A 9,848-nucleotide genomic window follows, 5' to 3' on the forward strand; every position below is an offset into this window, starting at 1 on the left:
TATACCTCACCAGATACCTCTACCTTTGCACCGCTGCTCTCCTGCAGGACAGACTGTAAGCCTGTCAGTTCCTCATTATTATTAGCTACGATCTCCTTAAGCTGCTTTTCCTGCTGCACCATTTCAGCCCTTGACATGCCGAGATCCGCTGCCTCCGCAGAGGTTATCAGCCCAAAATCGTCGACGGCTTCGTATATGTAATCGATTTTTGCCATGTCAAAAGTATAGCGTATCTACTATACTTTTGACATGGCAATTATTACGAAAACTCCTACTGAAGCTAGTTTAGCTCCTATCATTCCAGAAACTGAACTTCGCCGGTGTCGGTTTGGTAGAGGGCGCCTATCACCCGTAGGCCGTGTTCGGCTTCGTCGGTTCGGACTTTGCGGCTTTCCTCGATGCGGCGGACGCTGTGCGCCACGTTCGCCAAGCAGGCCGCGGCTTCGTCGGTTTCGTCGCCGATGGCGTCGGCTATCTCATCGGTGATGAACTTCACCGTACCGTAGGGCTCGTGGTGCATGGCCGCGTCGACGGCGCCGCAACACGTGTGGCCCAAAACCACCACTAAGTTGCAGCCCAGGTGGTCCTCGGCGTACTCGATGCTGCCAAGCTGGTGCTTGTCCACCACGTTGCCGGCCACGCGGATGACGAACAGGTCGCCGATGCCCGCCGAGAAGATTGCCTCGGGAATCACGCGCGAATCCGAGCACGCCAGCACGATGGCGTACGGGTGCTGGCCCTCGCGGAACGTCGTCTGGCGCAGCTCCGGCGACACGTCGCCCTGCGCTTGGTTCGCGCTCAGGTAGCGAGCGTTTCCCTCGCGCAGGCGCTCGAGTGCCTCATCTGCCGTAAGATTGCAAGATTCGTGACTCATGGCGGGCTCCCCTTCCGTTGTGTTCACGCTCAGCTTACCGCGTTGCGCAAACCTGAACGCATTTCTGCCGACAAGCTGCAAAATGTTAGCGGTTACAATAGGGCAAACCGAGGGGGAAAGGAACTGCCATGTCGAAACAGGCGATTTTGGAACTTGACCACGATGCGTGCAAAACACAGGCGATGGCGTATCTCGAGCAGGGCTTCAATTGCGCGCAAGCGGTCGCTTGCACGCTGGCGCCGGCGATCGGGCTTGATGTCGACCAAACGTTTCGCCTGATGGAGGGCTTCGGCGGCGGCATGGGCGGCTATTCCGAGACCTGCGGTGCGGTATCAGGCGCCGTCATGGCTACCGGATGGGTCAAAAGCGCCGGAAGCGAAAACCCCGTCAGCAAGACGGACACGTACCAGCTGGCCGATCAAATGTGCGCGCGATTCAAGGCGCAAAACGGCACCACCATCTGCGCCGAGCTCAAGGGCATCGGCAACCCCGCGGGGCCGATCCGCTCCTGCCCCGGCTGCATCCAAGACGCCGTGGACATCGCCATCGATGTTCTTCAGGCGGACGCGCGCACTGGCGAATAAGCGCTGCGATACCTAGTTTTTTGCAAAGCCGCAGGCCAATGTGCCTGCGGCTTTTTTCGAGATTGCGCTGCGGCATTCCGAATGGCCGAAAGAACTGAACCCTTAAAGCGCATCTTCACGAAGTGCTTGCTCGTTTCGCGCGATTCGGCCTCAGCCGCTCATGCCGCTCAAACGTTGCGCTATAGTTGACCGCGTCATACAGCGCATGTTCAGAAGGTAGCCCATGTCCCGCATCAGAACCCTTGCGCCCGGCATTGCCGTAAGCGCCCTTATCGCCGTCGTCTGCTGGTTTCTCGGCCAGGCGGTGCCGTTGGTGGGCGGCGCCGTGTTCGCCATTTTGCTGGGCATGGTCATTGGCACGTTCTGGAAGGACAAAGGGGCTGCGGGGCCGGGCATCAAGTTCGCATCGAAGAAGATCCTGCAAACCGCTGTGGTGCTGCTGGGCTTCGGGCTGCCGCTGACGCAATTGGCCCAGGTGGGGGCCATGTCGCTGCCCGTCATCCTGTCCACCATCTCCGCATCGCTGATCACCGCGGCCGTGCTGTGCCGCGTGATACACGTGCCTGGGCGCACCGCCACGCTCATCGGCGTGGGGTCCTCGATCTGCGGCGGCTCGGCCATCGCGGCCACCGCGCCGGTCATCAAGGCCGACGACCAGGAAGTGGCGCACGCCATATCGGTGGTGTTTTTGTTCAACGTGCTGGCGGCGCTCATCTTCCCCACCCTGGGCGACGTTATAGGTTTGAGCAATAACGGCTTCGGCCTGTTCGCGGGCACCGCGGTCAACGACACGTCGTCGGTTACCGCCGCCGCGGCCGTGTGGGACGACATGCACCCCGGCGCGAACGCGCTCGATTACGCCACCATCGTCAAGCTCACGCGTACGCTGGCCATCATCCCCATCACATTCGCGCTGGCGCTGTGGGTTTCCGCACGTGAGCGCAAGCAGGCCGCGCAAAACGGTACGGATACGGCTTCCACCAGCGGTTTCAGTCTGAAACGCGCGCTACCCACGTTCATCGTGCTGTTCGTGTGCGCCTCCCTGGTGGCCACGACCGCCAGCGCCGCGGGCATCGACCCGGCCGTTTTCGCGCCGCTCAAAACGCTCAGCAAGTTCTTCATCGTGGTGGCCATGGCGGCTATCGGCCTGAACACCGATGTGGTGGGCCTGGTGAAGTCTGGCGCAAAACCCATCGTGCTGGGCGCCGCATGTTGGGTGGCCATCGCGTGCACGAGCTTGGCGGCGCAGCACGCGCTGGGGCTCTGGTAGCGTTTGGCGTGCTGGCGGCGAACACGCAAGCGCCGGCTCCGGGCCCGCTGAGCCCTACCCGCTCCCGGGCCTTCCGAATCCCTTAACCCCCGGACCCGGGACTTCCAGGCCTCTAACACCAACATCAAGAACTTCAGTTCACGCAAGCTTTATAGCGAAGAAAGGGTCGATATGCTGACCATCGGATGCCATCTGTCAACGTCGAAGGGCTTTTTGGCCATGGGCGAAACCGCGCTTTCCATCGGCGCGAACACGTTCGCGTTCTTCACGCGTAATCCGCGCGGCGGCAAGGCGAAAGCCATCGACCCCGCCGATGCCGCGGCGCTTCGCGCGCTGATGGCCGAGCACAACTTCGGCCCGCTGGTGGCGCATGCCCCCTACACGCTCAACCCCTGCTCGGACAAGCCGCACGCCCGCGAGTTCGCGCTGGAATGCATGGCCGACGACCTGGTGCGCATGGAATCCGTGCCCGGCAACTACTACAACTTCCACCCGGGAAGCCACGTGAAGCAAGGCGCGGAAGCGGGCATCGAACTGATATCGGGCCTGCTCAACAAGGTGTTGCGTCCCGAACAGACCACCACGGTGCTGCTTGAGGCCATGGCGGGCAAGGGCACGGAAGTTGGCCGCACGTTCGAGGAGCTTGCCGCCATCATCGACCGCGTGGAGCTTTCCGACCACATGGGCGTATGCCTGGACACGTGCCACGTCCACGACGGCGGCTACGACATCGTGGGCGGCCTGGACGGCGTGCTCGACGAGTTCGACCGCGTGATCGGCCTTGACCGCCTGCGCGCCGTGCACATCAACGACTCGAAGAACCCCTGCGGGGCGCACAAGGACCGCCACGAATGCATCGGCCAGGGCTTCATCGGCGTCGACGCGTTCCAACGCATCGTCACGCACCCCGCGCTTCGCGACCTGCCCTTCATCCTGGAAACCCCCAACGAGCTGCCCGGTTACGCAGCCGAGATCAAGCTTTTGCGCGAACTGGCGGAAGGCTAAACGCGCCCGCCGTTGAGCGTGCAAACCGGTAGATAACCACAACAAACACCGCACATCTTTTCGCCAGCCTTCCTCTTCCCACCCCCTCCTTCGCCATATATTCCCAGGTCAGCTAGGTTATCGTTTTGACCGATAGCAATCCATCGATAAATATCCTAGTAACCTGCGTTGAATACCGGGCGATACAGTGTTTCAATACGAACAGCAAAACCACGGCAGGCAAGGCGCCCGCCGGCACTACGCGATCCAAGGAGCACCGCATCATGGCAAAGAAGAACATCCCGTACGACCAGAAGTACTACGATCCGGAAATCGAGTGCATGCCGCGCCCCGAGCTTGAGCAGCTGCAGCTCGAGCGCCTGCAGACCATGGTGCAGTACGCCTACGACAACACCGTCTACTACAAGCGCAGCTTCGACGCCGCCGGCGTGAAGCCCTCCGACATCAAAACGCTCGACGACCTTGCGAAGTTCCCCTTCATCAACAAGCAGACCGAGCGCGACACCCAGCACGTGGGCAGCTTCTTCGGCGAGCTGTGCAGCGTGCCCGAGGAGGACGTCGTGTTCATGGCCACCTCTTCCGGCTCCACCGGCGTGCCTACGGTCAGCCCCTTCACGCAGGAGGACTTCGACCTGTGGCAGGACACCGAGGCCCGACTGTTCTGGCAGGCCGGCATGCGCCCCAACGACCGCTACGTCCACGGCCTGAACTTCGCCCTGTACGTCGGCGGCCCCGACGTCATCGGCGCGCAGCGCCTGGGCGCGCTTGCCATCTGGGCCGGCGCCATCCCCTCCGACCGCCTGATCTTCGTGCTGAAGCAGTACCAGCCCACCATCATCTGGACCAGCCCCTCCTACGCCTGGACCCTGGGTCAGAAGATCAAGGAGAAGGGCCTCGACCCGCGCAACGACTTCAGCATCCGCACCATCATCGTCGCAGGTGAGCCGGGCGGTTCGATCGAATCCACGCGCGAGAGCATCGAGGAGCTGTGGGGCGCGAACGTAGTCGACTTCTTCGGCCTGTCCGACATCTACGGCGCCTGCGCGGCCATGTGCGAGGCGAAGGACGGCCTGCATATCGTGGAGGACCAGATCCTCGTTGAGACCGTCGACCCGGTCACCGGCGAGGTGCTCGAGCCCGGCAGCACCGGCGAGCTGACCTACACCACGCTTATGAAGAAGGCCCGCCCGATGATCCGCTTCCGCACCGGCGACATCGGCTACGTTTCCACGGAGAAGTGCAGCTGCGGCCGCACCCATGCCCGCATCCACGTGACCGGCCGCAAGGACGAGATGTTCATCGTGGGCGCCGTGAACGTGTTCCCCTCCGACGTCGAGTACGTCGTGCGCAAGGAGCCGGGCCTGACCGGCGAGTACTCCATCCGCGTGTACGACCAGAACTTCACCACCCGCTACGAGGTGTCCGTCGAGCGCGCCCTGGGCAGCGACGAGCCTTACGACCAGGTGTCCAAGCGCGTCGAGGCGGCGCTGAAGGCCCATACGGGCGTGCGTCCGGCCAAGGTCATCGTGTTCGACGCCGACAAGCTGGGCACCTCCAGCGAGCACAAGGCCAAGCGCTTCATCGACGAGCGCGAAAGCGCCAAGTAAGCGGCGGCGCAAAACCCCCTGGTTTACATCGGCCGCTTCCCGCGGCGGGTTTTGCGGGAAGCGGCATTAAGCGAAAGGATCTTCCCATGGCATACGATTTCTCCGTTTCCGGGCAGCATTACCTGTTCAATGTCCAGACGTTTGCGCACACGGTGTTGGCGCTGGGCGGCGACTCCTATAACTACGCGTTCCGCGACCGCACCACGCAGGGCGTCATCGACGACGTAGCGTCGGGCGAAAGCGAGCTGGGCGTGGTGTTCGAGACCTCCGCGACCGCCGCGGACCTTGACACCGCCTTCGACGCCGCCGGCCTTGAGTTCGTGCAGCTGGTCGAGTCTGCCCCGCGCGTTGCGCTGCCGGCCAGCCACCCGCTGGTCAACGCGTCCAGCCTGACGCTCGAGCAGTTGTCCGATTACCCCTACATCTACTTTGACCAGGGCAAAGACGCTCCGGCCGCCTTCTTCGAGGAGGCGCTGGGCGACCAGCCGCGCGCCAAGTCCATCGCCACCACCGACCGCGCCAGCCTTTCCGAGCTGATCGTGGCGCTCAACGGCTACACGGTCACCTCCGGCATCCTGGTGGGCATCTCCGACGGCGCGCAGCTGCGCACGGTGCCGCTTGACGCGGACGTCACGCTGCGCCTGGGCTACCTGAAGAGGAAGGGCGCGCAGCTCGACGGCACCGCGGCGCGCTTCGTGGCGACGCTCGAGAAGAACCTGGAGCGCTACGCCAAGTTCTAGGAAACGCGGTTTTGCGACCTTTGAGGGGACGAGCACGCTCGTCCCCTTTTCGGCGTTTTGCGGGCAGACGCCGGGCCCGCCTGCTGCCGGGCAAAAGCCTGGCGTATGATGGAACGGCGTATCCAAGACGGGAAAAGGTTTCACATGATAGAAGTGCTTTGGCATGGCCGCGGCGGGCAGGGGGCCTTCACCGCCGCTCGGCTTCTGGGCGCGGCGGCGTCGCTTGACGGCAAGCGGCACGCGCTGGCGTTCCCCTCGTTCGGCCCCGAGCGACGCGGCGCCCCCATGCGCGCGTTCACCAAAATCGATACGGTGCAAATCGGTGACCGAAGCGCCGTTTCGAAGGCTGATTTCGTGATCTACCTGGACGGAACGCTGTTGGCGCCCGGCTGGGAGCGTGAGCTGAAGCCGGGCGGCATCTGCCTGGTGAACACGGCCGATGCGCTGGACGACCCGCGCCTGCTGGCCATCGACGCGGACGGCCTGGCCACCGAGCTTCTGGGCCGGCCCATCCCCAACACGGTGTTTTTGGGCGCGCTGGCGCAGCTTGCCGATTGCGTGGACCGCGAGAGCGTGGAGGAGGCCATCCGCCAATACATGCCCGCGAAGCTGCACGAGGGCAACATCAAGGTGGTCGAGCGCGCCATCGCGCTGGTGCAGCAGGCTGATGTTGCCGGGCATACGGAAGCTGCTAGCGGCGAATCCGCAGGTCAGCCTGGCGAAGGGGTGGAGACGGTAACCGCCTTGCACCGGTCGGCGCATTCTTCGGCAGCGCATATGCCGCAGCTGTTCGCCGCCGTTCCCGAGCCTTCCGCCTACGCCGACACCACCTGCTATGCCGCGGGGTACCTGACGCAGGTCAACGCGGGTTGGCGCAACATGCGCCCGGTGCTCGACGCGGGCGCGTGCACGGGCTGCCTGCAGTGCTACCTGTACTGCCCGGACGGTGCCATCTTCAAGGTTGCCGGTCAGAGCAAGGCGGGCGTTTCGGTGGATATCGACCTTGATTTCTGCAAAGGCTGCGGGGTTTGCGCCGCCGCCTGCAAGTTCGATGCGCTTTCCATGGCGCCCGAAGCGAACGCGAAGGAGGCGTGATGCTCATGAAGCGTTTTCTATCCGGTGACGAGGCGTTCGCCGAGGGCGTGCGCCTGGCGCGGCCGCAGGTGATCTCGGCCTACCCCATCACGCCGCAGACCGTAGTGGTCGAGCGCCTTTCCGAAATGGTGGAGGAAGGCCAGCTGGCAGCCGAGTACGTGCACGTCGAAAGCGAGCATTCGGCCCTATCGTGCGCCATCGGCGCCTCGGCCACGGGCGCGCGCACGTTCACGGCGACGTCGAGCCAGGGCCTGCTGTACATGGCCGAGTGCCTGACCTATGCCGCGGGCGGCCGCTTCCCCATCGTCATGATGAACGCGAACCGCGCCACCGCGCTGCCATGGAACATCTACGGCGACCAGCGCGACAGCCTGGCGCTTCTGGACCACGGCTGGGTGCAGGCATACGCGCAGGACAACCAGGAGGCGCTCGACCTGGCGCTTATGGCTTACGCCGTGGCCGAGGACCCCGAGGTCCGCACGCCGTTCATGGTGAACTTGGACGGTTTTGCACTCACGCACACCTACGAAAGCGTGGACATCCCCTCCCAGGAGCAGGCCGATGCGTTCCTGCCGCCCTATGACGGCGCGGGCAACCGCTTCGACTTCGCAAACCCCGTCAACATCGGCTACTCGGCCGGCCCGGAGTTCAACCGCTACTTCAAGCACTCCGCGCACGAGGGCATGCTAGCGGCCGCCAACGCCGTCGAGCGCGTTGAGGCGCGTTTCGCCGAGGTGTTAGGCAGGAGCTATCCGGGACTGATCGAGGCCGTGGACTGCGACGATGCCGATATCGTGCTGGTGACGTTGGGCTCCATCGCCGGCCTGGCGCGCGAGCGCGTGGCGCAGCTGCGCGCGCAGGGCGTGAAGGCGGGCCTGGTGCGCATCCGCTACATGCGCCCGTTCCCCGCGCAGCAGATCGTCGCGGCCCTGGCGGGCGCGGCGGCGGTGGGCGTGCTGGAGAAGGACGTCAGCTTCGGCGCGGAAGGCACGGTCATGACCAACGTGTGCTCCGCGCTGCAGCAGGCGGGCAACGCCGTGCCGGTGGTGAACTTCGTGGGCGGCCTGGGCGGCGACGACATCACGCAGGACCAGATGAGGGGCATGTTCGAGGTGCTTTCCCAAATCGCCGCGGGACGCATCGCGCCCGATGACTGCCCGCGCGTGGGCTTTTTGGGCGTCGACTCCGTGGCCGACGAGTTCGGGAACCCCTGCTGCGAAGGCTGCGGCGACGACGCCGTTGCCGGCAGCGACCCTGAAGGCGCGCGCAGCGGCGCGTGCGCAACCGATGCGGAAGGAGGCCGCTAGCCATGGCTTTGAACGCGAAGACCTTGACCGATGACGAGTTCTTCTTCGGGCACAAGGCATGCGCCGGATGCGGCGGCTCGCTTGCCGTGCGCGCAGCGCTCAAGGTGCTCGGCCCGAACGCAGTGGCAGCGCTGCCGGCAGGATGCATGAGCGCCGTGGGCTTCAACTTCCCGCAGCTTTCGTTCGCCAACAACGCGATAATCACGCCTTTTGCGGCGACGGCGAGCGTGCTTACGGGCATTGAGGCCGGTTTGCGGGCGCAGGGCATCAAGCCCGACGACTGCACCGTGGTGGGTTTCGCCGGCGACGGCGGCACCGCCGACATCGGCCTGCAGGCGCTTTCCGGCGCCATCGACCGCAACGACGACGTGCTCTACATCTGCTACGACAACGAGGCGTACATGAACACGGGCATCCAGAAGAGCTCGCTGACGCCCTTCGGCGCGAAGACCACCACCACGCCGGCCGGGCGCAACACGCACGGGTGCCTGACGCAGAAGAAGAACGTGTTCGAGATCGTGGCGGCGCACGGCATCCCCTATGCGGCCACGGCAAGCGTGGGGTATCTGCCCGACTTCCTGCGCAAGCTCGAGCGCGCCCGCGACATCCGCGGCACGCGCTTCATCCACGTGATCGCGCCGTGTCCCACCGGCTGGGGCTGCCCCGAGGCCGACATGGTGGACGTGGCACGCGACATCGTGGATTGCGGCCTGTGGTATCTGGCCGAATACGAAGGACCGCAGCTCAGCGGCGTGCCGGGCGGGCAGTTCAAGCTCAGCAAAAACCCGCGCGAGTTCGCCAGCGTGGAGGCGTACCTGCGCCGCCAAGGCAGGTTCCGCGCGCTCACCGACGACGAGATCGCCCAGGTAGAAGCCGGCCGAGACGCAAAATGGGAGCAAATCCGCCGCGACTGGACGGTGTAGGGCAAGCGCCCCGGCGGCGGCAACTTGCGAATATGTTACCGCCGCGGAGACATTCTCCTGGCGACAGCATGGCACCATGGGACCGTCCGCCGCCGGATGGGATGGCGCGGCGGCGGGCCAGCCAGACGTCGCGCACTTTGGCGACGGCGATTCGTTCGCCCGCAAAACCCTATAGATACGGAAACCGGCGCTCGAGAGCGCCGGTTTCCGTATGGCGAGGGATGCCGCCAAGGGGAGATGCGACATCGGATATGTTGCGGAGCGCTTATGCCTGAGGGACGATGAGGGTCGGCACCTTCAGGTTCAAAAGCACGCTGTGCGTGACGCTGCCCGCGGACAAGGATGCGCTGGGACGCAGTCTGGGACGCACCAGCGTGGCCATGTGCGCCGTCACGGATATCGGCTTTGCCGAATCGCTGGTGAAGAAGCTGGCGGCGCTGGAC

The 9,848-nt window shown here is 64.5% G+C and carries 10 protein-coding genes; 8 read left to right on the top strand and 2 right to left on the bottom strand.

The window, feature by feature from the left end:
• Together Q0H50_RS06435 and Q0H50_RS06440 are read right to left on the bottom strand one after the other, a co-directional pair.
• Positions 1–215, bottom strand: a 215-nt coding sequence (locus Q0H50_RS06435; RefSeq protein WP_294420658.1) for a hypothetical protein, incomplete at its 3' end; no start/stop codon positions are given.
• A gap of 80 nt (positions 216–295) precedes the next feature.
• Entirely contained in the window at positions 296–874 is a 579-nt protein-coding gene (locus Q0H50_RS06440) for a carbonic anhydrase (protein WP_294420660.1), read from the bottom strand.
• A 128-nt stretch (positions 875–1,002) separates the two neighbouring features.
• Here Q0H50_RS06440 and Q0H50_RS06445 point away from each other — a divergent pair, with 128 nt between their 5' ends.
• The 8 genes from Q0H50_RS06445 (at position 1,003) to Q0H50_RS06480 (ending at position 9,405) form a co-directional block, all read left to right on the top strand.
• The gene (locus Q0H50_RS06445; RefSeq protein WP_294420662.1) at positions 1,003–1,458 is read left to right on the top strand and encodes a C-GCAxxG-C-C family protein; all 456 of its coding nucleotides are present in this window, start codon (positions 1,003–1,005) and stop codon (positions 1,456–1,458) included.
• Positions 1,459–1,681: 223 nt separating this feature from the next.
• A complete protein-coding gene (locus Q0H50_RS06450; RefSeq protein WP_294420664.1) occupies positions 1,682–2,728 on the top strand; it encodes a YeiH family protein in 1,047 nt (348 codons plus the stop codon).
• 171 nt (positions 2,729–2,899) lie between these two features.
• Positions 2,900–3,733: a deoxyribonuclease IV gene (locus Q0H50_RS06455; protein ID WP_294420667.1), complete on the top strand. Its 834-nt coding sequence runs from the start codon at positions 2,900–2,902 to the stop codon at positions 3,731–3,733.
• 263 nt (positions 3,734–3,996) lie between these two features.
• Complete coding sequence (locus Q0H50_RS06460) at positions 3,997–5,340, top strand: phenylacetate--CoA ligase family protein (protein ID WP_294420669.1); 1,344 nt, start codon at positions 3,997–3,999, stop codon at positions 5,338–5,340.
• Between the two features lie 86 nt (positions 5,341–5,426).
• Positions 5,427–6,080, top strand: coding sequence for a LysR family transcriptional regulator substrate-binding protein (locus Q0H50_RS06465; RefSeq protein ID WP_294420671.1), 654 nt, complete (start codon positions 5,427–5,429; stop codon positions 6,078–6,080).
• A 144-nt stretch (positions 6,081–6,224) separates the two neighbouring features.
• Positions 6,225–7,175, top strand: a complete 951-nt coding sequence (locus tag Q0H50_RS06470; protein ID WP_294420672.1) for a 2-oxoacid:acceptor oxidoreductase family protein — start codon at positions 6,225–6,227, stop codon at positions 7,173–7,175.
• A 5-nt stretch (positions 7,176–7,180) separates the two neighbouring features.
• Complete coding sequence (locus Q0H50_RS06475; RefSeq protein ID WP_294420674.1) at positions 7,181–8,482, top strand: transketolase C-terminal domain-containing protein; 1,302 nt, start codon at positions 7,181–7,183, stop codon at positions 8,480–8,482.
• 2 nt (positions 8,483–8,484) lie between these two features.
• A complete protein-coding gene (locus Q0H50_RS06480; RefSeq protein ID WP_294420677.1) occupies positions 8,485–9,405 on the top strand; it encodes a thiamine pyrophosphate-dependent enzyme in 921 nt (306 codons plus the stop codon).
• Positions 9,406–9,848: the final 443 nt, after the last annotated feature.

Origin of the sequence: uncultured Senegalimassilia sp., assembly GCF_934632265.1 — a bacterium.
Classification (GTDB): domain Bacteria; phylum Actinomycetota; class Coriobacteriia; order Coriobacteriales; family Eggerthellaceae; genus Senegalimassilia.

Excerpts from the sequence above, each read along its gene's own strand:
- Q0H50_RS06465 (WP_294420671.1), top strand. The coding sequence starts at position 5,427 with ATGGCATACGATTTCTCCGTTTCCGGGCAGCATTACCTGTTCAATGTC.
- Q0H50_RS06455 (WP_294420667.1), top strand. The coding sequence starts at position 2,900 with ATGCTGACCATCGGATGCCATCTGTCAACGTCGAAGGGCTTTTTGGCC.
- Q0H50_RS06460 (WP_294420669.1), top strand. The coding sequence starts at position 3,997 with ATGGCAAAGAAGAACATCCCGTACGACCAGAAGTACTACGATCCGGAA.
- Q0H50_RS06450 (WP_294420664.1), top strand. The coding sequence starts at position 1,682 with ATGTCCCGCATCAGAACCCTTGCGCCCGGCATTGCCGTAAGCGCCCTT.
- Q0H50_RS06445 (WP_294420662.1), top strand. The coding sequence starts at position 1,003 with ATGTCGAAACAGGCGATTTTGGAACTTGACCACGATGCGTGCAAAACA.
- Q0H50_RS06470 (WP_294420672.1), top strand. The coding sequence starts at position 6,225 with ATGATAGAAGTGCTTTGGCATGGCCGCGGCGGGCAGGGGGCCTTCACC.
- Q0H50_RS06440 (WP_294420660.1), bottom strand. The coding sequence starts at position 874 with ATGAGTCACGAATCTTGCAATCTTACGGCAGATGAGGCACTCGAGCGC.
- Q0H50_RS06480 (WP_294420677.1), top strand. The coding sequence starts at position 8,485 with ATGGCTTTGAACGCGAAGACCTTGACCGATGACGAGTTCTTCTTCGGG.
- Q0H50_RS06475 (WP_294420674.1), top strand. The coding sequence starts at position 7,181 with ATGAAGCGTTTTCTATCCGGTGACGAGGCGTTCGCCGAGGGCGTGCGC.